The organism is Flavobacterium sp., from assembly GCF_027483985.1.
GTDB lineage: Bacteria > Bacteroidota > Bacteroidia > Flavobacteriales > Flavobacteriaceae > Flavobacterium.
Genome location: NZ_JAIXTJ010000033.1, coordinates 1 through 23,082, shown reverse-complemented (window position 1 = coordinate 23,082; position 23,082 = coordinate 1). Strand labels below are relative to the sequence as shown.

General features: G+C 32.8%; 26 protein-coding genes. 4 read left to right on the top strand and 22 right to left on the bottom strand.

Annotation, left to right across the window (positions count from 1 at the left end):
- Positions 1-31 precede the first annotated feature (31 nt).
- Complete coding sequence (locus tag Q0050_RS08730; protein ID WP_298394349.1) at positions 32-715, top strand: response regulator transcription factor; 684 nt, start codon at positions 32-34, stop codon at positions 713-715.
- A gap of 1 nt (position 716) precedes the next feature.
- Here Q0050_RS08730 and Q0050_RS08725 read toward each other — a convergent pair whose 3' ends face one another.
- From Q0050_RS08725 to Q0050_RS08675, 11 genes are all read right to left on the bottom strand, one after another.
- Positions 717-1,886, bottom strand: a complete 1,170-nt coding sequence (locus Q0050_RS08725; protein ID WP_298394348.1) for a peptidoglycan endopeptidase — start codon at positions 1,884-1,886, stop codon at positions 717-719.
- Between the two features lie 309 nt (positions 1,887-2,195).
- On the bottom strand, positions 2,196-3,737 hold the full coding sequence (locus Q0050_RS08720) for an acyl-CoA carboxylase subunit beta (RefSeq protein WP_298394346.1): 1,542 nt from the start codon (positions 3,735-3,737) through the stop codon (positions 2,196-2,198).
- Positions 3,738-3,839: 102 nt separating this feature from the next.
- Entirely contained in the window at positions 3,840-5,282 is a 1,443-nt protein-coding gene (gene accC, locus Q0050_RS08715; RefSeq protein WP_298394363.1) for an acetyl-CoA carboxylase biotin carboxylase subunit, read from the bottom strand.
- 80 nt (positions 5,283-5,362) lie between these two features.
- Positions 5,363-5,848 (bottom strand): acetyl-CoA carboxylase biotin carboxyl carrier protein subunit, encoded by a 486-nt coding sequence (locus Q0050_RS08710; protein WP_298394344.1) that lies wholly within the window; start codon positions 5,846-5,848, stop codon positions 5,363-5,365.
- Positions 5,849-6,000: 152 nt separating this feature from the next.
- Entirely contained in the window at positions 6,001-6,546 is a 546-nt protein-coding gene (locus Q0050_RS08705) for a YceI family protein (protein ID WP_298394342.1), read from the bottom strand.
- Between the two features lie 74 nt (positions 6,547-6,620).
- A complete protein-coding gene (locus Q0050_RS08700; protein ID WP_298394340.1) occupies positions 6,621-6,968 on the bottom strand; it encodes a hypothetical protein in 348 nt (115 codons plus the stop codon).
- A 97-nt stretch (positions 6,969-7,065) separates the two neighbouring features.
- Complete coding sequence (locus Q0050_RS08695; protein ID WP_298394338.1) at positions 7,066-7,929, bottom strand: DUF5777 family beta-barrel protein; 864 nt, start codon at positions 7,927-7,929, stop codon at positions 7,066-7,068.
- A 9-nt stretch (positions 7,930-7,938) separates the two neighbouring features.
- Positions 7,939-8,325 carry a hypothetical protein gene (locus tag Q0050_RS08690; protein ID WP_298394335.1) on the bottom strand — a complete coding sequence of 129 codons (387 nt, stop codon included), beginning with the start codon at positions 8,323-8,325 and terminating at the stop codon, positions 7,939-7,941.
- 64 nt (positions 8,326-8,389) lie between these two features.
- Entirely contained in the window at positions 8,390-9,166 is a 777-nt protein-coding gene (locus tag Q0050_RS08685) for a T9SS type A sorting domain-containing protein (RefSeq protein ID WP_298394333.1), read from the bottom strand.
- A 7-nt stretch (positions 9,167-9,173) separates the two neighbouring features.
- Positions 9,174-9,686: an ankyrin repeat domain-containing protein gene (locus Q0050_RS08680; RefSeq protein ID WP_298394331.1), complete on the bottom strand. Its 513-nt coding sequence runs from the start codon at positions 9,684-9,686 to the stop codon at positions 9,174-9,176.
- 167 nt (positions 9,687-9,853) lie between these two features.
- Positions 9,854-12,034 carry a radical SAM protein gene (locus Q0050_RS08675; protein WP_298394328.1) on the bottom strand — a complete coding sequence of 727 codons (2,181 nt, stop codon included), beginning with the start codon at positions 12,032-12,034 and terminating at the stop codon, positions 9,854-9,856.
- A gap of 135 nt (positions 12,035-12,169) precedes the next feature.
- Here Q0050_RS08675 and bshC point away from each other — a divergent pair, with 135 nt between their 5' ends.
- Complete coding sequence (bshC, locus tag Q0050_RS08670) at positions 12,170-13,771, top strand: bacillithiol biosynthesis cysteine-adding enzyme BshC (RefSeq protein ID WP_298394326.1); 1,602 nt, start codon at positions 12,170-12,172, stop codon at positions 13,769-13,771.
- A 68-nt stretch (positions 13,772-13,839) separates the two neighbouring features.
- Positions 13,840-14,259: a nucleoside-diphosphate kinase gene (locus Q0050_RS08665; protein ID WP_298394324.1), complete on the top strand. Its 420-nt coding sequence runs from the start codon at positions 13,840-13,842 to the stop codon at positions 14,257-14,259.
- An 85-nt stretch (positions 14,260-14,344) separates the two neighbouring features.
- On the opposite strand, the gene Q0050_RS08660 is transcribed toward Q0050_RS08665, so the two are convergent.
- Together Q0050_RS08660 and Q0050_RS08655 are read right to left on the bottom strand one after the other, a co-directional pair.
- Complete coding sequence (locus tag Q0050_RS08660) at positions 14,345-14,641, bottom strand: DUF721 domain-containing protein (protein ID WP_298394321.1); 297 nt, start codon at positions 14,639-14,641, stop codon at positions 14,345-14,347.
- A gap of 50 nt (positions 14,642-14,691) precedes the next feature.
- Positions 14,692-15,111, bottom strand: coding sequence for a hypothetical protein (locus tag Q0050_RS08655; protein ID WP_298394319.1), 420 nt, complete (start codon positions 15,109-15,111; stop codon positions 14,692-14,694).
- A gap of 104 nt (positions 15,112-15,215) precedes the next feature.
- On the opposite strand from Q0050_RS08655, the gene Q0050_RS08650 reads away from it, so the two are divergent.
- Positions 15,216-16,295, top strand: a complete 1,080-nt coding sequence (locus Q0050_RS08650; RefSeq protein ID WP_298394318.1) for a serine hydrolase — start codon at positions 15,216-15,218, stop codon at positions 16,293-16,295.
- 208 nt (positions 16,296-16,503) lie between these two features.
- On the opposite strand, the gene ftsY is transcribed toward Q0050_RS08650, so the two are convergent.
- The 9 genes from ftsY to Q0050_RS08605 form a co-directional block, all read right to left on the bottom strand.
- A complete protein-coding gene (gene ftsY, locus Q0050_RS08645) occupies positions 16,504-17,457 on the bottom strand; it encodes a signal recognition particle-docking protein FtsY (RefSeq protein ID WP_298394316.1) in 954 nt (317 codons plus the stop codon).
- Positions 17,458-17,584: 127 nt separating this feature from the next.
- A complete protein-coding gene (locus tag Q0050_RS08640; RefSeq protein ID WP_298115202.1) occupies positions 17,585-17,737 on the bottom strand; it encodes a DUF4295 domain-containing protein in 153 nt (50 codons plus the stop codon).
- A gap of 43 nt (positions 17,738-17,780) precedes the next feature.
- Positions 17,781-17,963, bottom strand: a complete 183-nt coding sequence (rpmG, locus tag Q0050_RS08635) for a 50S ribosomal protein L33 (protein WP_035126304.1) — start codon at positions 17,961-17,963, stop codon at positions 17,781-17,783.
- Between the two features lie 27 nt (positions 17,964-17,990).
- On the bottom strand, positions 17,991-18,227 hold the full coding sequence (gene rpmB, locus Q0050_RS08630; protein WP_121313180.1) for a 50S ribosomal protein L28: 237 nt from the start codon (positions 18,225-18,227) through the stop codon (positions 17,991-17,993).
- Positions 18,228-18,302: 75 nt separating this feature from the next.
- Positions 18,303-19,553 carry a CinA family nicotinamide mononucleotide deamidase-related protein gene (locus Q0050_RS08625; RefSeq protein WP_298394315.1) on the bottom strand — a complete coding sequence of 417 codons (1,251 nt, stop codon included), beginning with the start codon at positions 19,551-19,553 and terminating at the stop codon, positions 18,303-18,305.
- A 251-nt stretch (positions 19,554-19,804) separates the two neighbouring features.
- Entirely contained in the window at positions 19,805-20,149 is a 345-nt protein-coding gene (locus Q0050_RS08620) for an Hpt domain-containing protein (RefSeq protein WP_298394314.1), read from the bottom strand.
- Positions 20,149-20,760, bottom strand: a complete 612-nt coding sequence (locus Q0050_RS08615) for a fumarylacetoacetate hydrolase family protein (protein ID WP_298394313.1) — start codon at positions 20,758-20,760, stop codon at positions 20,149-20,151. Before Q0050_RS08615 ends, Q0050_RS08620 begins: the two co-directional genes overlap by 1 nt.
- Positions 20,761-20,830: 70 nt before the next feature.
- Positions 20,831-21,601 (bottom strand): 3'-5' exonuclease, encoded by a 771-nt coding sequence (locus Q0050_RS08610; protein WP_298394311.1) that lies wholly within the window; start codon positions 21,599-21,601, stop codon positions 20,831-20,833.
- A gap of 140 nt (positions 21,602-21,741) precedes the next feature.
- On the bottom strand, positions 21,742-23,046 hold the full coding sequence (locus Q0050_RS08605; RefSeq protein WP_298394309.1) for a dihydrolipoamide acetyltransferase family protein: 1,305 nt from the start codon (positions 23,044-23,046) through the stop codon (positions 21,742-21,744).
- Positions 23,047-23,082: the final 36 nt, after the last annotated feature.

Sequence of the window (23,082 nt, the reverse complement as noted above, 5' to 3'; positions counted from 1 at the left end):
TCTTGAGATGCTAAAATAAAATCCATACAAAATGACCAAATATAAAATTCTATATGCAGAAGATGACGAAACGCTTGCCTTTTTAACCAAAGACAATTTAGAGTCACACTACGAAGTTACCCATTGCACTGATGGTGAACAGTGCCTGAATACGTTCAAAAGCGAACACTTTGACCTTTGTATTTTAGATATTATGATGCCAAAAATGGATGGTTTTGAATTGGCAGAAAAAATCCGTCAGCTTAATTCCGATATTCCTATCTTGTTTTTATCAGCAAAAACCTTGAAAGAAGACCGAATTAAAGGATTGCGTTTGGGTGCTGATGATTATTTGGTAAAACCATTTAGTATTGAAGAATTATTACTTAAAATAGAAATTTTTCTGAAGCGTTCGCAGAAATACACTCCTGTTGAAAATGTAATTTACACTGTTGGAAAATACCAATTTGACCACAAAAATTACTTGGTTTTCACTGATTCTGAAAAAATTAGTCTTACACAGCGCGAAGCCGAACTTTTGAAATTATTTCTCGACAACAAGAATGTTGTAATGAAACGCGAAGAAATTCTAAAATCGCTTTGGGGTAACGATGATTATTTTATGGGAAGAAGTTTAGACGTATTCATTTCAAGACTACGTAAAATTTTGACTAACGAGAAAGGAATTTCGATTGAAAACCTACACGGAATTGGTTTTAAATTTAATGTGGAATAAATTAATCTTTCAACACACGATTGATTTGTACAAAACTTCTTGAATAATAGCCTTCTTTAGTGGAAGAAATCATAACGCCTGCACTTGTCGATGAATGGATGAATTTAATTTCGTCATCTAGCACTTCGGTTATCATTCCAACGTGACTAATTCTCGAACCACCGAAGGTTGCAAAGAATATTAAATCGCCTTTTTGAGCTTCCGATTTATTGATTCGTTCGCCTATCAAAGCCATTTCGTGTGACGAACGAGGCAACGTCATATCAATATTTTTAAAAGTATAAAACATCAATCCTGAACAGTCAAAACCTGCACTAGTAGTTCCTCCTCTTCGATAGCGAGTTCCCATATGTTCCGAAGCTTTTTCAATCAAAAACTCTGCTTTCGATAAATTCGCAGCTGATAAAGGTTTAGCAGTTTCAATTTCTTTTTGAACTTCAACTACTTCCGATTTATTTGTCGATGGTTCACCGGTTCCTTTTCTGATAATTAAAAACTGATCTACTTTTAAACCATTAGCAACACTCGGATTAAGTCTTGTTAATTCATCAATTGAAACGCCTGTCTGTTTTGAAATGCCGTACAAAGTTTCTTTTGGTAAGACCTTATGAACCACATCAACATTAGAAATTAACTGATCAATTTTAGTTTCTGTTACCACTTCTTTTGTGGTGTTTTGGTCTTTTACTACTTTTTCAGGAACAGCAGCTTCTTCTGGATTGGGTAATTGCAGTTTCATTCCGGTTTTGAGATTTCCAGTTTTCAAAGCTGGATTTAACTCGCAGAGCGTTTCCATAGTAACGCCATATTTTTTAGAAATGCTATACAAAGTCTCTTTTGGTTTCACCAGATGCGTTGCCTTAGAACCGTTATCAACTTCAGTATTTTGAACAACATTCACCAATTCTTTCTTCTCAGCGAGCTCTTTTTTAGATGGCTTTTCTTTCTCTTTAAATTTTTTATTCGGAATTTTTACTTCTGCATTTAATCCTAACACAGCACCTTTTAGTTTTGGATTCAAATCAAAAATTTCAGCCTGCGTAATATCATATTTTTTAGCAATAGAATAAATCGATTCACCAGACTTAACCTTGTGTTTAATAACTTTTTGTGCAAAAGAAACGGTTGATAAAAAAAGAAAGGAAAGTATAAATAGTTTAAAAAGTCTCATTGGTTTAAATAAATCAAAACACAAAATTTGCGTCATTAAAGTTTCGCAATTTACAAATTAAAGAGCGTTTAGTCGGTCTTTTTTAACTTAAATTTAAAAAACGAACCATTTTGTTGCTATAAATACATAATAAAAAATAAAGTAATCAATCCAATTTCATTTAAAAATCATTCCCAACTCAAATCAGCTAAAGACTTTGAGCACAAAATAAAAAAACCTCGTTTAGAAATTTCCAAACGAGGTTATCAACCCATTATTTTATTGGCACTAAAACCAAAATTTACATAAAATCTATCTCTTTTTAAGCAGTTACAATGGAATATTTCCGTGTTTACGTTTTGGTGTTTCTACTACTTTATTTTCAAGCATACTGAACGCTTTTAATAGTTTTCTTCGAGTATCCTGTGGCAAAATAACCTCATCAATAAAACCACGTTGTGCTGCAGTGTAAGGATTTGCGAACAACTCAGCATATTCTGCTTCTTTCTCGGCTAATTTTTCTACTGGATTTTCGGCTTCACTAATTTCTTTTTTGAAGATAATTTCAGATGCGCCTTTTGCTCCCATAACTGCGATTTCAGCACTTGGCCACGCAAAATTCATATCAGCACCAATGTGTTTAGAATTCATTACGTCATAAGCACCACCATAAGCTTTACGAGTAATTACAGTAACTCTAGGAACAGTAGCTTCGCTGAAAGCATATAATAATTTCGCACCGTGAACGATGATACCATTCCATTCTTGATCGGTTCCAGGTAAGAATCCAGGAACGTCTTCTAAAACTAATAGTGGAATATTGAAACAATCACAAAAGCGTACAAATCGCGCACCTTTAATTGACGACTTTACATCTAAACAACCTGCCAAAAACTTCGGATTATTGGCAACAATACCAATGCTTCTTCCTCCTAATCGGGCAAAACCAACAATTATATTTTCGGCAAAATCTTTATGGATTTCAAAAAATGAATCTTCATCAATAATATTTTCAATCACATCATGCATAGCATAAGGTTTATTGGCATTATCAGGAATGATTGTGTTTAGCTTTTCGCGAACCTCATCGTTGGTAACATAGGCAACTTTGGGAGTTGTTTCTCTATTGTTTTGAGGTAAATAACTTAATAATTTTTTAATGTCTTCAAGACATTCTATTCCATTAGGAGAAGTAATATGAGCCACACCTGATTTGGTAGAATGCGTACTTGCACCACCTAATTCTTCAGAAGTTACTTCTTCGTTGGTAACTGTTTTCACAACATTTGGTCCAGTAACAAACATGTAACTGTTGCCTTCAACCATCATTGTAAAATCAGTCATTGCAGGAGAATAAACCGCACCACCAGCACAAGGTCCCATAATAGCTGAAATCTGAGGAATCACGCCACTAGATTGCACATTTCTGTAAAAAATATCAGCATATCCGCCAAGTGATCTAACACCTTCTTGAATTCTTGCACCGCCAGAATCGTTTAATCCAATCATTGGCGCACCATTTTTAAGTGCCATATCCATTACCTTACAAATTTTTTCTGCATGAGTTTCAGATAATGAACCTCCAAAAACGGTGAAATCTTGAGCAAAAACGTAAACTATTCGACAATTTATTGTACCATAACCTGTAATTACTCCATCACCATAAATCAGTTCTTTTTCCATTCCGAAGTCGGTTGTTCTGTGCGTTACGAGCATTCCGATTTCTTCAAAAGAACCTTCATCCATTAAGTATTCTATTCGTTCACGAGCGGTTAATTTCTTTTTTGCGTGATGTGATGCAATACGTTTTTCGCCACCACCTAATTTAGCTAGAGCAATTTTATCGTTTAATATTTTAATTTTATCTTCCATTTTAATTTTAAGTTTAAAAGTTTAAGTGTTTAAAAGTTTAAAAGGCATATTTAGCAATACAACATCTTAATTCTTAATACTAACATCTTAATACAATTTTCTTTACTCTATTGGTAATCTCAAGATTTGTTTATCAGCAATATATTGTTTCAAGGCAATCATTGCAGCGATTTCTGCTTCGATGTCTAGATTAGCTTTCAATTTTTCAGGACTGTAATAAGCTTTCACAAAACCTGTATCGAAATCACCTGAACGAAAAGCTTCGTGTTCCATTACAAATTTCCCAAATGGTAACGTTGTTGCAACGCCTTCAACGTGATAATTGTCGATAGCTTTAATCATTAATTCGATAGCTTCTTCACGAGTTTTTCCATAAGTAACCAACTTCGATAGCATTGGATCGTAATAAATTGGCACATCCATTCCTTCTTCGATTCCGTTATCAACACGAATTCCTTCGCCTTCAGGAATGATATAAGTAGTCAAATTACCAACATTGGGTAGGAAATCATTCATTGGATCTTCAGCATAAACACGAAGTTCCATTGCGTGACCATTAATTTTTAAATCTTCTTGTTTAATTTCTAATTCCTCACCGCGAGCTACTTTTATTTGTAATTCAACCAAATCTAAACCTGAAATCATTTCAGAAACCGGATGCTCTACCTGCAAACGAGTGTTCATTTCAAGAAAATAGAAATTGAGTTTATCATCTAATAAAAATTCTACTGTTCCTGCGCCTAGATAATCACAGGCACGCGCTACTTTCACAGCTGCTTCACCCATTTTTTGGCGCAATTCAGGAGTTAAAATAGAAGATGGAGCTTCTTCAACCACTTTTTGATGACGTCGTTGAATGCTACACTCTCTTTCAAAAACATATAAAACATTACCGTGACTGTCGGCCATAACTTGAATTTCAATGTGACGCGGTTTAGTTACATATTTTTCGATAAAAACAGAACCGTCTCCAAAAGCATTGGTAGCTTCAGAAATTGCACGATCCATCTGAGATTCAAAATCGGCTTCTTTTTCGACTACTCGCATTCCTTTTCCACCGCCACCAGCAGACGCTTTAATCAATATCGGAAATCCGATTTGAGTTGCTACTTTTTTAGCTTCATTAATATCAGATATTGCATCTTCAGTACCTGGAACCATTGGAATATCATAAGCTTTGACAGCATCTTTAGCAGCTAATTTGCTACCCATAATTTCAATAGCCTTAGATTTTGGTCCAATGAAAATGATATTATTTTTTTCACATTCTTCTGCGAAAGCTGCATTTTCACTCAAAAAACCATATCCAGGATGAACCGCATCTACTTTTAACTCTTTACATACTTCAATAATTTTATCACCACGCAAATACGATTGACTTGATGCAGCTTCGCCTATACAAACGGCTTCGTCTGCATATTTAACGTGAAGGGCATTTCTATCGGCAGTTGAAAATACTGCAACTGTCTTAATACCCATTTTTTTAGCGGTTTTCATTACTCTAATGGCAATTTCACCGCGATTGGCAACTAATATTTTGGTTATCTTTTTCATTTATACAGAATTTATTTCAGTATCTCAACTTCTTACAAAGTCTTAATACTTACTACTTTTATCTTAATACTCTATTCAAATTCAATTAACAATTGTCCTTTATCTACAGCATTACCTTTTTCAACAGCGATAGACTTGATTACTCCATCACGAGGTGAAAGGAAACTGTTTTCCATTTTCATAGCTTCAAGAATAAGTAATGGGTCATTTTCTTTAACTGATTGTCCAACTTCTACACTGATTTCGAGAATTAATCCTGGCATTGGCGCTTTAATGGCATTAACAACTTTAGTTTTGCCACGTTCAATTCCCATACTTTTGATAAGAATATCCAAAGCATCTTCAATAGCTACTTCATAAGTGGTATTATTAACCTTAATAGTATATTTTTTGGCTAAAAAATCGGAAGAAATGATTTCAACTTTATATGGTGCATTATTTTTTAACACGTGAAATTGATCGTGCGCCACACCAACAGCATCAAGATTTTTTAAATCGTCTTCAGAAAAATCAAATGTAGTAGTTTGATTAACCGCAAGTTTGTAAGTATTGCTCATATTTACTGATATTAATTTTCAGTAAAATTAGCAAAAGAAAACGTTTTCGTAACTGAAAATTACCAGAAATTTGGAAATTTACTATAGTTTACAAAACAAAAAAAACTCTAACGATAAAGCTAGAGTTTTGAAAAATATTTTTGAATTTGATATTAGGCCTTCTTTTCTAAATCAAATTTTAAATCAATTTGTACTGATTCGGCTATTTTACTTTTAACTACAGAAGGAATTTTAATGTTATAATCTGATGTTTTTACTTTAAATCCGCAAGTGGCAATCAATTTCTCACCTGATTGCACAAAAGTAATTTTGGTTTTAACTTTTTTTGTTACTCCGTGTAAAGTTAAATCACCTTCTACATCAAATGTGGCTTTACCTGCTGTGAATTTACTAGCGTCGAAATTAGTAACTTTTCCTTTAAAAGTAGCCTTCGGAAATTTATCACTTTCGATATAGTTTTCGTTAAAGTGCTCTTCCATTAATGGAATTTTAAAACGAAAAGCTTTTACTAAAGCCAAAACTGCGATATCGCCAGTAGCTTTATCAAAAATGCAAGAAGCTGTGTTATTTTTAGCTGCAATCTCTTCAAAAGCAGGCATCGATGCTTCAAATTTTACTTCACCTGTTCTTGTAATCATCTTTTGTGAAAACAAACTGGTTGAAATTAATACGGTAAGCAATAAAAAGATCTTTTTCATATATGTTTTTTTTTATCCGATAGTAATCAAGATTGCTGCAATCAACAAACCCAATAAACGATGGAGGTTTTTACTTAGTTCGGGTAACCGTCAGCTGCCCATTTTTTAATAGTATTAATTCTTGTTTGAGGCATTCTTCCTGATTGTGGCATTACAGCTCCACAAGATTGGTCATCAATTCTACAAATCATATCGCCATTTTCGGCAGCATCTCTAACTTGAACATAAGTTTCCATTGTGGGGAATTGTCCGGCAGAAGCACTGTGACACGATAAACAGTTATTGTCTATGATGGGTTTTACGTTAGTTGTATAAGTAGGATTGGTTGCTTCACCAGAAATTTCTTCATAAGTAGCTGACTCACAAGAAAAGCCAATATAAGAACCGATTGCAATTAGAATTAAAATTTTTAAAGCTTTCATATGATAATAATTTTATTTGTTAGAGAATTTTTAATAATTAAATTTTCAATCTTAAAGAATGTTTAGAACAAAGCATTCCTCAATTTTCGAATTCTATTTAAAATACTCTATATAAGTTAAATCCAAAATAAATTCCTTTTCCTTCTGTGATTCCGTTAGCATTGGTAAAATAGCTAACATCATTCATCGCTTGACTGTTAGAGAACAATAGTTGAAAAACGTGTCCTCCAGTTTCAAAATCAATACCAACCGTAGCAGGATTATGGTATAAGCTAGTTTCACGTGCATTCAACCTTGCAGCATATTCCATATTCAAACTAATTCTTTTAGTCAATTTATAACGTCCTCCAACACCTAAAAGAAAATTATCTTTTTCTTCAAACAATGGTTCATATAAATTCTTATGAATATATATTGGATTCAATTCTAAAGAAAAGCTGTTTGAAAATTTTCTTGAAACCAACAATTGCGTACTAAATGCTAATCGATTAGAACCTTTCAACTCTGGAAATTCATCTTTACTTAATTGAGAATTTATATCCATAGTATTATAACCAACAATTGTTACTGGAAAACCTTTCACTTCTTGACTGGCAAGTCTATATTTTGCTGTTAATTCATAGTTTTTGTTTAAAGTATGACGCGAAAAACCAAAAGTCAAACCATCAGTAACTCCATACAAACCACCAATTTTAGTTAGAGCGTTGTCTAAACCAAAAAAGTTTTCTAAACCATCTGTTAAATCGCCAAATCGGTGTGCTACTAAAAAGTACCATTCGCCTTTAGCAGCAAGTTTTGTAGATTGCATCGTACATACTTGTAATCCTTTGAACGCTGCAATTTCAATCTCTTTTTTTCCGGTGCTTACTGAGTCTAATTCATTTAATAAATCATCTTGCGCATTGGAAACTCCACATACAAAAAGAAAAAATAATGAAAAAGCAATTTTAGATACATTCATATTAATTAGTTATTTTAGGATTATACATTGATCTAACTTTAATTCTTCTAATAGGTCATCATAACCTGTTACACGACCTTTAATTTTAACTTCACTATTTACGTCAACCTTTTCAACTGCGTTCAATTGGCAAGATACTTTTTCATCAAGAGTAACTACAGTACCATTTACTGCAGTAACTTTTCCTGAAATTTCAACAGCTTTATTAAGGTATTTTGTTGTAGCGGAATCTGGGTTGGTAGAAAATTCAGTAAAAACAGCTGATGCCGCAACAGCAAATTCTGATTTTTCAGTTTCTAAATCTCTTGCACCACCAGTCATAACATAATTATATCCAAAATATCCAGCCAAAGCAACAACTACTAGAAGGACGAGAAACTTTACTTTTTTATTCATAATTTAAAATAATAATAGAGTTTACAATTAAGTAAACTCTATTGATTAATAGTTTTTACTTTTATTAATTTACGATTACTTTTTTCCAAGATTTTTCAGAATCATTTTTTAATTCTAAAAAATAAACACCTGATTGTAATCCGCTCACAGTAACTTCTACACCATTAGCATCATCAGCAACATCAATTGTTTTTACTAAAGCTCCTGTTTGACTATATACGTTTACTTTAGATAGATTGGTTTTGGTTTTAATCGAAAATTCACCAGATGATGGATTTGGAAAAATGGAAGACGCATTTAATGAAAAATCTTCAGTTGCTAATACAGGAGAAAAACTTCCTGAGGCAAAACCTCTATTACCACCACCGTGATTTGAAACTGAAGTCGTTGCAGATGACGAACGAGCCCAAGCCACACTAATTGAATTTGTAGAAGCATATGGCAATTGAAAATCATTAGGATCAGCATTTGTTAGAGCTCTTTCAAGTGTTAAAGTTCTTATTCCTGTACCTACATTTACATTATTTGAAACCGTAGTCCAATCTTGACTTGCATCTACCGCTGGATTTTGATATCCTACATAGTTTCTATCGTTTAGTGAAGTGGTATAAACCACAACATCACCACTAGACATATTAAAACCTGAGGCAACACCTAAACCCAATGCAAACCATCTATCCGATGGACCAGTTAAAACCAGAGTTACCTTAGATGTTGAACTGTTTAAGGTAAATTGAGCAGTCATATTTGAAGTCAAATTGATAACTTGTGTTGCTTTTGATTGTGAAAATCCTTCAAACCCAAATACGAGAGCAAATAATAGAATAGTAATTTTTTTCATAGTTAATTTATTTTAGCAAGTTTATTATATCTTCATAATTAAATTCAACAGCATATTCAAAGGCTGTCTTATTATTTTTACATTTTAATTCTTTGTTTGCATTTGCATTTAATAATTTTTTGACCATTTCCGGATTATTAAACTGCACTGCTAACATTAAAGCTGTTAAGCCGTTTACATCTGTTAAATCAACATTTGCACCTTTTAACAGCAATTTATCTACTAATTCGAATTCGCCTTTTACAACACAAGCCATTAAAGGAGTTCCATTACTCGAACTATAATTTATATCAGCTTTATTGTCTATTAAAAAATTTGCAACAGCATCGTTTCCTCGATAGCAAGCTAAAATTAACATACTTGAGCCTTTGTCATCAATCGCATTTACAACTGCATTATCTTTTTCGAATAAAACTTTGATTTCATCAAGACTTCCTTTTCTAGCAATTTCAAAACAAGATTTTTGTTGACCAAAAACTGATGCGAATGATATAAAAAAAATTAACAGAAACTTTATCAACTTAATCGTATTTTGTACAAATTTATAAATTAATTAACATAAACTATTGTTAATATAAATATAATTAATTTCGAATTAGATTTTAACAACTTCAATTGAGAATATATACGATAGAAACTAGAATTTGTATTTATCAAATCGATATTTATTTGAAAATAATTTTGAATTTATAAAATCAAAAGTTCTGCTGCTCTCAATGCATTTACTGGTTTAGAATACCAAAACAATTCAAAATCCTCAAATTCAGCTTCAAAATCGGTTTTTAAGGTTGCAAAAGTTGTTTTTTGCTCTGAGTGAACTGTTATTTTAGACAAGGTTTTGATCAACCATTCCGCTTTCTCTTTTTCCAATAAAATATCATAAACCGAAGTTTTGTTGTGAAAAGTTAATTTCGTCATTTCCCAAGAAACTCCTTTTTTGGATTTCGTAAAATTTTGAACTGTTGGAATTCCTCCTAACCACACCACTCGTGAAGAAGATTTAACTCTGTTTAATTTATCATCAAATAAACAACTTTCAATATAATCAGGAGCAATTTTAGTTTTGGGTATTTTAAAGTCAAACCAATCTTGAAGTTCATATTCAAAGCAGATGCCGTGCATGTAATTAAAAAGCGACTTTTTTAAACCGAAGCTAAATTTATCGTGATTGATTCCGGTTTTGTCTTTGAATTCAATATCATTATGAGCAAAAGTAATTTCTTTTTGCTGCGGAATCACACCAAATTCCTCGGGAAACATTCCTACCGGAGCGTGTGCTGTCATTGCAAATTGATGCCAAAAACCGCTTTGTAGAATACCAATTTCAAAAAGCTGACGCACCATTTCCAAACTGTCCACCGTTTCTTGAACTGTTTGAGTCGGATAACCATACATTAAATATGCGTGAACCATAATTCCGCTTTCAGTAAAATTGCGTGTTACTTGCGCAACTTGTTCCACCGTAACTCCTTTTTTTATCAAATCTAAAAGTCGATCAGATGCTACTTCCAAACCACCAGAAACGGCAATACAACCCGATTCTTTTAACAAAACGCACAAATCGGCCGTAAAACTTTTTTCAAATCTGATGTTGGTCCACCACGTAACTACTAAATTACGCTTTAAAATTTCTAAAGCAACTTCACGCATCAATGCTGGTGGTGCTGCTTCATCAACAAAATGAAAACCCGTTTCACCAGTTTGAAGTATTAATTCTTCCATCCTATCTACCAAAGTTTTGGCAGCAATGGGTTCGTATAATTTTATATAATCTAATGAAATATCACAAAATGTGCACTTGCCCCAATAACATCCGTGTGCCATTGTAAGTTTATTCCATCGGCCATCGCTCCACAAACTGTGCATTGGATTAGCGATTTCTATAACCGAAATGTATTTATCTAATGCTAAATCAGAGTAATCAGGAGTTCCAACTTGACTTTGTTTATAATCTGGTCTTGTTGAGTTATTGATGTAAGTTACTTCGTTATTTTCTAATTTAAAAGTACGCTTAAATTCGTGATTTTTATTTTGAAAAACATAATTACACAGCAACTCTAAAGGAAGTTCTCCATCATCTAATGTAATGAAATCAAAAAATTCAAAAACTCGTTTATCCTTCAGTTCACGCAATTCAGTGTTTGGAAAACCGCCACCCATTGCTATATTTACGTCAGGAAAATTTGATTTGATAAATTGCGCACAACGGAAGGCACTGTATAAATTTCCGGGAAATGGAACCGAAAAACAAATTAGTTTTGGTTGTACCGCTTCTACTTTTTCTTTTAATATTTGAAGCGTAATTTTATCAATGTAGGTTGGTTCGCTTTGCAAATTAGCATACAATTCATCAAATGAATTAGCGCTTCGTCCTAAACGTTCAGCATAGCGACTGAACCCAAAATTTTCATCGACACATTCCACAATAAAATCAGATAAATCTTCTAGGTATAATGTAGCTAAATGTTTGGCTTTGTCTTGCATTCCCATACTTCCAAAAGCCCATTCCATATCATCTAATTGGTCAAAACGAGAAGCTTCAGGAAGAAAATTTCTACTGCAAATTTGTCGCGCCAAAGATGGATTTTTTCCTTGCAAGAAATTAATTACGGCGTCAATGGTTTTGATATAATCGTTTTGAAGAGCATAAATTCTCTCAAGGTTGTCGATTGTGGGTTGTGGGTTGTAAGTTGAAAACATTGCAGTCAAACCCTCTTTGGAAAACAATTCTAGAATAACTTCAATACCCAAATCCATTTGAAAAGACGAAATCTCTTTAGTATTCAAAAACCCTTTTATATAAGCCGTTGCTGGATAAGGTGTATTCAGTTGGGTGAAAGGTGGCGTTATAAGTAGAAGTTCTTTCAATGGAAATGTTTTGTATTTAAGTTTTAAATCCTGCAACAAAAGTAAAATTAATAATTTAAGTTTTAACTATTAATTGTGAAATTCAAAATGCATATTGAATTTGAATTTTCAGTATTTTTACAAAAAAATAAACCCATGCCAAGCGACTGTATAACGTATCAAAATTCAGGACAATTCACTAAATTAATGATTGATTATTTAGATGAAAAATCAGCTTTAAAACCGTTTTACAATCATTTTCCGAAAATTGAAAATTTTAAATATCAAATCGAAGAAAAAAGTCTAAATTTTAATACTGTCGACAATTCTAAACGACAAAATTTAGTTGCCGAATTAAAAAAGCAATATTCAAATTCCAATGCTTCTGAAGCGACTTTAAACAACATAAAACTTTTAGAAGATAATTCCACTTTTACAATCACTACCGGACATCAACTGAATTTATTTACTGGACCATTGTATTTTTTATATAAAATTGTCTCTACTATAAATCTTTGCAAGCAGTTAAAATCAGAATATCCAAATAACAATTTTGTTCCAGTATATTGGATGGCGACTGAAGATCACGATTTTGAAGAGATTAACTTTTTTAAGTTAAAAGATAAAACTTTTCGATGGAATAAAGAAAGTAACGGACCAGTTGGAAGATTAACAACAGAAGGTTTAGAAAAAGTTTTTAAAGTTTTTGCCAATGAAATTGGCTCCTCTATCAATGCCGAAGCTCTTAAAACTCTTTTTGAAAATGCTTACATTAACAATTCTAATTTGGCTGATGCAACACGTTTTTTAGCCAATGAATTATTCAAAAATGAAGGGCTGGTAATTATCGATGGTGATTCAAAAGCGCTTAAAAGGCACTTTATTTCCCAAGCAAAAAAAGAACTATTAGAACAAACTTCGTTTCAAAAGGTTTCAAAAACCAACGAAATGCTGAAAGATTACTTTGTTCAAGTCAACCCACGTGAGATTAATTTGTTTTATATCGAAGATAAATTAAGAGAACGAATCGTTTTTGAAAACGGAATTTATAAAATCAACAATACTGCTCTAGAATTTTCAGAAAGTGAAATTTTAAATGAATTAGAAAACCATCCCGAAAAATTTAGTCCCAATGTAATTTTGCGTCCGTTATACCAAGAAATTATATTGCCTAATTTATGTTACATTGGCGGCGGCGGCGAACTCGCCTATTGGTTGGAACTCAAATCCAATTTTGATGCAAATAATATTACCTTTCCAATGCTTTTGTTACGAAATTCTATTTTACTTGCCACTGAAAAACAAAATAAAAAGGCCGACAAACTAAATTTATCTTGGAGCGATTTATTTTCAACCCAAAGTGAATTGACAACCAAAAAAACGAAAGAATTTTCAGCTTTTACAATTGATTTTTCTGCACAAAAAGAACATTTAAAAAAACAGTTTGAAAACTTATATACTATTGCTAATGCAACCGATAAGTCATTTTTAGGAGCGGTAAAAGCACAAGAAAGCAAACAAATTAAAGGTTTAGAAAATCTAGAAAAACGTTTGTTAAAAGCCGAGAAAAAAAATCATAATGATCAATTGGAACGCATTTTATCAATTCAAAATGAGTTGTTTCCTAACCAAAAACTCCAAGAACGCTATGTGAATTTTAGCGAATTTTATTTAGAATTTGGAAATTCATTAATTGAAGTATTGTTAAAAGAATTAAAACCTTTATCACAAGAATTCAAAATCATCACTTTAAAGTAGATATTTTCTTGTAATTCTTCAAAAAAGAAGTACTTTTGCACCCGAATTAAAAAATAAAAACAAATAAAATGGCTACAAATAGAACATTTACAATGATTAAACCAGATGCTGTTGAAAACGGACACATTGGTGGTATTTTAAACATGATTGCAGAAGGTGGTTTCAAAATCGTTTCTTTGAAATTAACTCAATTAACAACTGCTGATGCTCAAGCATTTTATGCAGTACACGCTGCAAGACCATTTTTTGGTGAATTAGTTGAATTCATGACAAGAGGTCCAATTGTTGCTGCAATTTTAGAAAAAGAAAATGCTGTAGAAGATTTTAGAACTTTAATTGGTGCTACAAATCCTGCTGATGCTGCAGAAGGAACAATCCGTAAAAAATATGCTACTTCTATAGGAGAAAATGCGGTTCACGGTTCAGATTCTGATGAAAATGCTGCTATCGAAGGTGCTTTTCACTTTTCTGGAAGAGAACAATTCTAGTATTCAATGTTAAGTCGCAGTTGGCAGTTATGCTGTTTGTGCGTAAAAATATAAAATCCCGAATCTTAATTGAATCGGGATTTTTTTATCTTAAAACTAAATTAGTAACAACATCTTTTCGGAGTTCTTCATTTAGCATTTTAATTATTTTATCTTTTCCATAACTCAATTCTTCTCGCAGCACGGCTGAAGTCAGTTTAACATACAACGTGCTTCCTTTCAAAATTACTTCTTGCGTGTAACTATTTACTCCATTGCCCATTAGTGACTTCCAAGCTTGTTCCACATCAATTTTATCCATACCAGACTCAAGCTTATTGACCTGAATAAACTGTTGTAAAACATCTGAAATGGAACTTTCGTTACTTAATCTTTTTGCCATAAAACTTACAATTACATTTAAAACTTTAAAACTGAAACTACAAAAGTTTATTATTTTAAAGAAAATGGTTGGTAACGTTTGTAATTATATTCTAATTCATCCTTATTTTTTAAGATTAAGGTTGAATCTTTTACTTCAATTATTTCCTCTTTCCATTTACCATAACTTGTTGAGTAATTTATAAAATAACTTCCGTCTTCGTTAGAAATTGAAATCGATTCTTTAATATTATTGGTTTTGTAACTACCATCAAGTTGCGGCAGTACTTTTTGACGATAACCTTTGTTTGCTTTTACTTCAAAGAAATCAATGGTTTCATTTACTTTGTAATCTTTATCTGAACCGTCTTTCAAAACGACTTTTTTTATTTCCCAATAACCATTTAATTTAGCTATATCTTTTTCGGTAATAGACTGATTACAAGAAACTAAAAGCAGTAACGCAAGCAAAAGTGTAATTGTATTTTTCATATATTTAATAAAATCTAAAATTACAATTTATTTTATACAATAAAAAAGTATTTTTGATTAAACCTTATTTAAATTTTAATGTCTTAATTGAAAACCTACCAATTATGAAAAATTTATTTTTATTAGTTTTAGTGTCATTTCTAATCATTGGATGCAATTCTGATAGTGAAACAATTACTCCTAATCCATCAGATGAAGCAATGTATTTTCCTCCAAATGATGGCAATGTGGTTTGGGAAACAAAATCAATTTCAAGTCTAGGTTGGAACCAATCAGCCGTTCAACCCTTACTTAATTATTTAGAATTAAAACATTCAAAATCATTTATAATCTTGGTAAATGGAAGAATTGTAATGGAAAACTATTTTAACGGACATACAGCTTCAACACCTTGGTATTGGGCAAGTGCTGGTAAAACACTTACAGCAACGGTAACAGGAATTGCAGCACAAGAAGGTCTCATTAATATCAACAATAAAGTTTCAGACTATCTAGGTACTGGTTGGACAAGTGCACCATTGGCAAAAGAAAATCTAATAACGTGCAAAAATTTGTTGTCAATGAATTCTGGTTTGAACGACGCACTTGGAGATAACGTTTCTCCAGCAAATCTTCAGTATGTTGCCGATGCAGGCACGCGATGGGCTTACCACAATGTTTATGTAAAACTACAAGATGTGGTGGCGCAAGCAAGCGGTCAAACCTGGACAAATTATTTTAACACAAAACTGAGAGACAAACTCGGAATGACTGGTGGCAGTTGGTTAAATTCTGGCGATGGATTAAGCGTCTATGGAAGTACCTCAAGAAATATGGCTCGATTTGGTTTATTGGCATTAAACAAAGGAAACTGGAATGGTAATCAAGTGATAAATGAAGCATTTTTTACTGCTGCAACAACTACTTCACAAAATTTAAATCAGGCTTATGGCTACTTATGGTGGCTTAATGGAAAGTCGACCTATAGATTACCACAAACACAACTTCAATTCAACGGAAGTTTAATTCCAACAGCTCCAGCAGATATGTACTGTGCGTTAGGTAAAAATGACCAAAAAATCTATGTGATACCAAGTAAGAAAATGGTAATTATAAGAATGGGCGACGCTGCTGATAATTCAAACTTAGCCTTATCTGATTTTGATGATGTGCTTTGGCAAAAAATAAGTGCGTTATATCAATAAAGCACTTATTCTTTTATTTAAATCTTGAATTAAAAAACTTTATCAACGCATATACAAATACTATAAAAGTAACTATTTGTAAACCCATTGCGATATCGGGAAATTTTATTTCTACTAGTTTAGCTAACACACCAATTCCAAAACTAATCAGAATCAAAATTAAGGATGATGTTGTCTTAAAAAAGGATAGAAATTTAGTCATAAGCCATTATTTAAAGAAACTATCGACAAACTCATATTTATTGAATACTTGCAAATCTTCAAGACCTTCGCCAACTCCAATATATTTTACCGGAATTTGAAATTGATCTGAAATTCCAATAACAACGCCACCTTTTGCTGTTCCGTCTAACTTTGTGACCGCTAAACAAGAAACTTCTGTTGCTGCGGTAAATTGCTTGGCTTGTTCAAAAGCATTTTGTCCCGTAGAACCATCTAAAACTAAAAGCACATCGTTTGGTGTATCTTCAACAACCTTTTGCATTACTTTTTTAACTTTGGAAAGTTCGTTCATTAATCCCACTTTATTGTGTAAACGTCCAGCAGTATCAATAATTACAACATCAGCGTTTTGAGCTACAGCACTTTGTAAAGTATCGAAGGCTACAGAAGCAGGATCGCTTCCCATTTGTTGTTTTACTATTGGAACTCCTACTCTATCAGCCCAAATTTGTAATTGATCGATGGCAGCAGCACGAAAAGTATCTGCAGCACCAAGAACTACTTTATAACCAGCTTTCTTAAACTGGTAAGCCAATTTACCAATGGTTGTAGTTTTTCCTACACCATTAACACCAACAACCATAATTACGTATGGTTTTTTATTTGCTGGAATTTTAAATTCAGATTCTTCACCAGATTTAGTTTCAGATAAAAGTGCAGCGATTTCTTCTCGAAGAATTTGATTTAATTCATCAGTTCCTAAATATTTATCACTTGCAACTCTCGCTTCAATTCGGGTAATAATTTTTAAAGTTGTTTCTACACCAACATCCGAAGAAACTAAAATCTCTTCTAAATTATCTAAAACCTCATCATCTACTTTAGATTTTCCAGCAATAGCTTTTGTAAGCTTAGAAAAAAACGATGTTTTCGTTTGTTCTAATCCTTTGTCTAAAGTTTCCTTTTTTTCTGAGGAAAATATTCTTTTGAAAAAACTCATTTCTAATATTTAAATTTAATAAGAATTTAGGTATTCCTAAAACTTAATTTTACAATTTAATGACAAATATAAAAATAAAAAAGCTACTTCCGATAGAAAGTAGCTTTGATATAAATTATTTTGGGAATTATTTCTTTTGTAAGAATGAATCCACTTCTTCTGGAGTCATAATACTTTCTACGAAAGTGTATGCACCTGTTTTTGGAGATTTAACCATCTTGATAGCTTTAGTTAATCTCTTAGAAGCTGTTTGTAACGTTGCAACGGTTTTCTTTGCCATGACTTATAAGTTTTATTCGAAGATTAAATTAATAAACTTCTAATTATTTAATTTCTTTGTGAACAGTCATTCTCTTCAAGATTGGATTAAATTTTTTAATCTCTAATCTATCTGGAGTATTTTTCTTGTTTTTGTTTGTGATGTAACGTGAAGTTCCTGGAAGACCAGTTCCTTTGTGCTCAGTACATTCTAAAATTACTTGGATTCTATTACCTTTCTTTGCCATCTTACTTTATTTTTATCGGATTAGGAATTACTTAATAAAACCTTCAACTTTTGCTTTTTTCAAAACAGCAGCCAATCCATTTTTATTGATTGTTTTAATTGTAGATGCAGCTACTCTAAGAGTAATCCATCTGTCTTCTTCAGCAAGATAGAAACGCTTTTTTACTAAGTTTACAGAAAACTTTCTCTTAGTTTTATTCATAGCGTGAGAAACATTATTTCCTACCATCGCTCTTTTACCTGTAAGGTCACAAACTCTTGACATTATGCTTATCTTTTATCGTTATTCAATTTCGAGGGTGCAAAGTAACAAAAAAGAAACCTTATACACAAAAAAATGTTATAGATTTTTTAAAATTTCTTTTTGTAATAGTTCAAATGCTTTATTTACAGCTCTATCTATCACTTTTTCACGTGGTTGTCCAAAATTAAATTCTTCTACAATCACTTCATTTGGTGATGCTAAAGCTATGAAAACAATTCCAAGATCAGTATCAGCATCACCTTTTGCTGGTCCGGCATTGCCTGTTGTAGCAATTGCATAATCAGTATTCATCAATTTCTGAATTCCTAATGCCATTTCTGTAGCAACTTCTGCACTAACAACCGAATAGCGATTTATAGTATCTTGTGATACTCCCAAAACGGTAACTTTTGTATCAGTTGCATAACTTACAACACTACCTCTAAAATAGTTAGAAGCGCCTGAAACGGCTGTCATAACTTGTGCAATTTTTCCACCAGTGCAACTTTCGGCCGTGGAAATTGTTTTATTTAATTTGGATAATTGTCTTCCTAAAACTACTTCAATGGTTTCGTCTTCATCAAATCCGACAATAATATCACCGATTAATTTTGCAAGTAAAGTTACATTTTCATCAATAGCATTTTGAAGCACATCTTTGTTAGTGCCGCGTGCAGTTAAACGCAATCTAACTCTACCTGGAGCTGGCAAATAAGCTAACTTTACAAATTCGGGTAAATTGTTTTCCCATTGCTCAATTCGTTCTGCTATCAGACTTTCACCTTGACCATAAGTCATTATCGTTTTGTGAATTATGTAAGGTCGGTCGTATTCCTTTACAATTTTTGGAACGATTTCATTTTCAACCAAATATTTCATTTCGTAAGGCACACCCGGAAGCGAAATATAAACCGTATTTTCTTTTTTCATCCACATTCCTGGCGCGGTTCCGACTTTATTAAAAAGTACTTCACACTTCGATGGAACTAGAGCTTGATCGCGATTCATTTGTGTAATTGGTCGCTTAAAAATGCTTTCGATCATTTCAGTAACGTGCGTCAAAACATCTTGATTTTCAACTAATGTATCGTCAAAATAATCACAAAATGTTTTTTTGGTAATATCGTCTTTTGTTGGACCTAATCCGCCAGTTATAATTACAAAATCTACTTGGTTTTGTAGTGATGAAAAGGTGTCAAGAATGTGCTTTTTATCGTCACTAATCGATAACAACTCGTGTGTTTGGACACCAATTTTATCTAAAGCTTTGGCAATAAAACCTGAATTAGTATCTATAATTTGCCCGATTAAAATTTCATCGCCAATGGTAACTATGGTTGCTTTCATTTGAAGTTTTCTGATTCTTTTCCAATGGAAAGATGCGATCGCATGTTTTCTATCGAAGAATACTAGATTTTAAATAGGTTGTATACGGAGTTAATTTCCCAACAAAGATAAGGAAAACTTAGTAGCCCAGATTGTATGGAAATCCTTTTATTTTGTTGCCTGCGGCACACGCAGGCAACAAAATAAAAGATTGGAAGGAAAGCTGGAATATGGCTGACAGATAAATCCCGAACCATTCGCTTCAACTATTATTATATTTCGAAATCTTTCTTAATTTCTTTGATAGCTTTATCTATTTGATCTTGAATACTTTCAAAAGTTGCTTCAATTTCTTTTCGTTTTCCTTCTGCTCGAGTCCAAGCTTCTACTTGAAGAATTTCTTCATAAGCGATGGTCATTCCTAATAAATCAAGTGTAGGTTTTATCTTGTGAGCATAAGCATAAGCTTGTTTATGATCTTTATCTTTTATTCCTGCTTCGATTTGTTTTAAATCTTGCGGCACTTCAGTAACAAAGAGTTCGATAATTTGCATTACAAATTCAGGATCGTTGTCCGAAAGTGCGTAAACTTTTGAGAGGTTATAATTTATTGCCATTATTTAACTTGTATTCTAAATGATTTTTTATTTTCTAAATATCCTTCTAATATATCGTTAGGTTTTACAGCTGCAACTCCTTCGGGTGTTCCTGTAAAGATAATATCGCCTTTTTTTAATGTGAAAAATTGGGAAACGTAAGAAACCAACTCATCAATTTTCCACAACATATGGCTTGTATTTCCGCTTTGAACCACTTTTCCGTTGCTATGTAACTCAAAATTAATACTTTCTAATGAATTGAACTCACTTTTCGGATGAAATTCACCAATTACCGCTGAACCGTCAAAAGCTTTGGATTTTTCCCAAGGTAAACCCTTTTCTTTTAACTTACTTTGCAAATCACGAGCAGTAAAATCGATTCCTAAACCAATTTCGTCATAATAAGTGTGCGCAAATTTAGTATCAATGTACTTACCCACTTTATTGATTTTAACCAAAACCTCTACTTCGTGATGAACATCATCTGTAAATTCAGGTATCACAAAAGGATGCTGTTTCAATAAAATTGCAGAATCTGGTTTAAGAAACACAACAGGTTCGTCTGGACGTTCGTTTTGAAGTTCCTTAATGTGATTTACATAATTTCTTCCGATGCAAATGATTTTCATTTTTCTAATAATTAGTAAAAAGTAATTAGTGATTAGAAAATGCTATTTACTATTCACTAATTACTAATCGCTATTTTGTATTTAATTTTCTTAATTTTATTCCTGTTAAGACTTTCTTTGTGTATAAAGGAAAATCAGCGCCTTGAATCCAACCGTAGTAACCTGGTTCTTTTTCAAGTACTTCTTCTACTAATTGCCCTTTATTTTTTCCGAAAGTGAATATTTCTTTTCCTTCGTTATTTAACGCAATGAATCCTGCAAAATCGACTGATTTTTTGCGTGTTGTAAACTCAGACAACCATTTCATATCATTTTCTAAATCAGGATATCGGTCTAATTGCGCTGTTAAAATTTCATAAGTCGCCATAGTATCGGCGGCAGCAGAATGAGCATTTTCTAAATTTTTACCGCAATAAAACTTCAAAGCCGCACTTAATGTTCGCTCTTCTTTTTTATGAAAAATGGTTTGAACATCTACAGAAACTCTGTTTTTCATATCAAAATCAACATCAGCGCGAAGTAATTCTTCTGCTAAAAGCGGAATATCAAATCGATCGGAATTAAATCCACCCAAATCAGAATCCTTAATCATAGAATGAATTTGTGATGCTAACTCTTTGAAAGTTGGCTCGTTCGCAACTCTTTCATTGGTGATTCCGTGCACAGCTGTAGTCTGCGGAGGAATTGGAATTGTTGGATTTACTAACCAAGTTTTGCTTTCTTTATTTCCGTTAGGATATACTTTGAAGATTGAGATTTCAACAATTCTATCTCTTGCAACGTCTATTCCGGTGGTTTCGAGGTCGAAAAAACAAATTGGTCTATTTAGTTTTAATTCCATTTTTTAAAAATGTTAGCCGACAAATATAAAATTTTGTTGTTACCGTTTATCGATTATTTAAAAAGTTTTAATCAAAAATTAAGAAACCCTTTCAATTTGTTATCATTGAAAGGGTTGCAATTTATATTTTTTTTATTTTCTTAGTACTCTCTATTTACATCAAATGCTTCTAGATAATCAGCTACACGTTTTACAAAACTTCCACCAAGCGCACCATCTACAACTCTGTGGTCATAAGAATGTGATAAGAACATTTTCTGACGAATTCCGATAAAATCACCTTCTGGAGTTTCGATAACTGCTGGCACTTTTCTAATTGCACCAAGAGCAAGAATTCCTACTTGTGGTTGGTTGATGATTGGAGTTCCAAATACAGAACCAAAAGTTCCAACGTTTGTCACAGTATAAGTTCCGCCTTGAGTATCGTCTGGTTTTAGTTTTCCTGCTTTAGCGCGATTTCCTAAATCGTTAACGGCTTTTGCCATTCCAACAAGATTTAATTGGTCAGCATTTTTAATTACTGGAACGATTAAATTTCCGTTTGGTAATGCTGCAGCCATTCCTAAATTGATATTTTTCTTTTTGATGATGTAATCGCCATCAACAGAAATATTCATTCCTGGGAAATCTTTTAATGCTTTGGCAACAGCTTCCATCATAATTGGAGTGAACGTTAACTTTTCGCCTTCGCGTTTTTCAAAAGCGTCTTTCACTTTATTTCTCCATTTTACAATGTTAGTAACGTCAACTTCAATAAACGATTGTACGTGAGCCGAAGTTTGTACCGAAGCCACCATATAACCTGAAATCAACTTACGCATTCTGTCCATTTCTACAATTTCATCGCCACCGTTTACAGAAACTGGAATGGCTTTGGTTTCGGGTTGCGAGACACGAGTTTCGGGTTGAGCAACTGGCGCAACAGACTGTGCAGCAACAGGTTGATTTTTTCTATTTTTAATGAAATTTAAAATATCTTCTTTAGTGACGCGACCTTCTTTTCCTGAACCTGAAATACTTTCTAGTTCAGCAACAGAAACGCCTTCTTCTTTGGCAATGTTTTTTACTAATGGCGAAAAGAATTTATCAGAACCACTGAAATCAGCTGGAGCAACAGATTCTTTAGCTACTTCAACAGTTTTTGCAACTTCAGCAACAATTGGAGCAGCAACATCGGCAGTTTTTGGTGCTTCAACACTTCCACCTTCTGTTTCGATAATTGCAATAGTTTGACCTACTTGAACAACATCATCTTTACCGAAAAGTTGTTCTACTAAAACACCTGAAACTTCACTCGGTACTTCACTATCCACTTTATCGGTTGCAATTTCTAGAACTGCTTCGTCCATTGCTATAGTATCACCAACGTTTTTTAACCAATTGGTAATTGTTGCTTCTGCAACGCTTTCACCCATTTTAGGTAATTTCAATTCAAACTTTGCCATATCTTTAAACTAAAGTTGTGTTTTTTTATAATGATT

Coding starts and splice junctions, on each gene's coding strand:
- Q0050_RS08700 (WP_298394340.1), bottom strand. CDS start 6,968: ATGAAAGCTTTAAAAATTTTAATTCTAATTGCAATCGGTTCTTATATT.
- Q0050_RS08640 (WP_298115202.1), bottom strand. CDS start 17,737: ATGGCAAAGAAAACCGTTGCAACGTTACAAACAGCTTCTAAGAGATTA.
- Q0050_RS08620 (WP_298394314.1), bottom strand. CDS start 20,149: ATGGCAATAAATTATAACCTCTCAAAAGTTTACGCACTTTCGGACAAC.
- ftsY (WP_298394316.1), bottom strand. CDS start 17,457: ATGAGTTTTTTCAAAAGAATATTTTCCTCAGAAAAAAAGGAAACTTTA.
- Q0050_RS08655 (WP_298394319.1), bottom strand. CDS start 15,111: ATGAAAAATACAATTACACTTTTGCTTGCGTTACTGCTTTTAGTTTCT.
- rpmB (WP_121313180.1), bottom strand. CDS start 18,227: ATGTCAAGAGTTTGTGACCTTACAGGTAAAAGAGCGATGGTAGGAAAT.
- Q0050_RS08625 (WP_298394315.1), bottom strand. CDS start 19,553: ATGAAAGCAACCATAGTTACCATTGGCGATGAAATTTTAATCGGGCAA.
- Q0050_RS08650 (WP_298394318.1), top strand. CDS start 15,216: ATGAAAAATTTATTTTTATTAGTTTTAGTGTCATTTCTAATCATTGGA.
- Q0050_RS08665 (WP_298394324.1), top strand. CDS start 13,840: ATGGCTACAAATAGAACATTTACAATGATTAAACCAGATGCTGTTGAA.
- rpmG (WP_035126304.1), bottom strand. CDS start 17,963: ATGGCAAAGAAAGGTAATAGAATCCAAGTAATTTTAGAATGTACTGAG.
- Q0050_RS08605 (WP_298394309.1), bottom strand. CDS start 23,046: ATGGCAAAGTTTGAATTGAAATTACCTAAAATGGGTGAAAGCGTTGCA.
- Q0050_RS08725 (WP_298394348.1), bottom strand. CDS start 1,886: ATGAGACTTTTTAAACTATTTATACTTTCCTTTCTTTTTTTATCAACC.
- Q0050_RS08685 (WP_298394333.1), bottom strand. CDS start 9,166: ATGAAAAAAATTACTATTCTATTATTTGCTCTCGTATTTGGGTTTGAA.
- Q0050_RS08615 (WP_298394313.1), bottom strand. CDS start 20,760: ATGAAAATCATTTGCATCGGAAGAAATTATGTAAATCACATTAAGGAA.
- Q0050_RS08610 (WP_298394311.1), bottom strand. CDS start 21,601: ATGGAATTAAAACTAAATAGACCAATTTGTTTTTTCGACCTCGAAACC.
- Q0050_RS08730 (WP_298394349.1), top strand. CDS start 32: ATGACCAAATATAAAATTCTATATGCAGAAGATGACGAAACGCTTGCC.
- Q0050_RS08690 (WP_298394335.1), bottom strand. CDS start 8,325: ATGAATAAAAAAGTAAAGTTTCTCGTCCTTCTAGTAGTTGTTGCTTTG.
- Q0050_RS08705 (WP_298394342.1), bottom strand. CDS start 6,546: ATGAAAAAGATCTTTTTATTGCTTACCGTATTAATTTCAACCAGTTTG.
- Q0050_RS08720 (WP_298394346.1), bottom strand. CDS start 3,737: ATGGAAGATAAAATTAAAATATTAAACGATAAAATTGCTCTAGCTAAA.
- Q0050_RS08660 (WP_298394321.1), bottom strand. CDS start 14,641: ATGGCAAAAAGATTAAGTAACGAAAGTTCCATTTCAGATGTTTTACAA.
- bshC (WP_298394326.1), top strand. CDS start 12,170: ATGCCAAGCGACTGTATAACGTATCAAAATTCAGGACAATTCACTAAA.
- Q0050_RS08710 (WP_298394344.1), bottom strand. CDS start 5,848: ATGAGCAATACTTACAAACTTGCGGTTAATCAAACTACTACATTTGAT.
- Q0050_RS08695 (WP_298394338.1), bottom strand. CDS start 7,929: ATGAATGTATCTAAAATTGCTTTTTCATTATTTTTTCTTTTTGTATGT.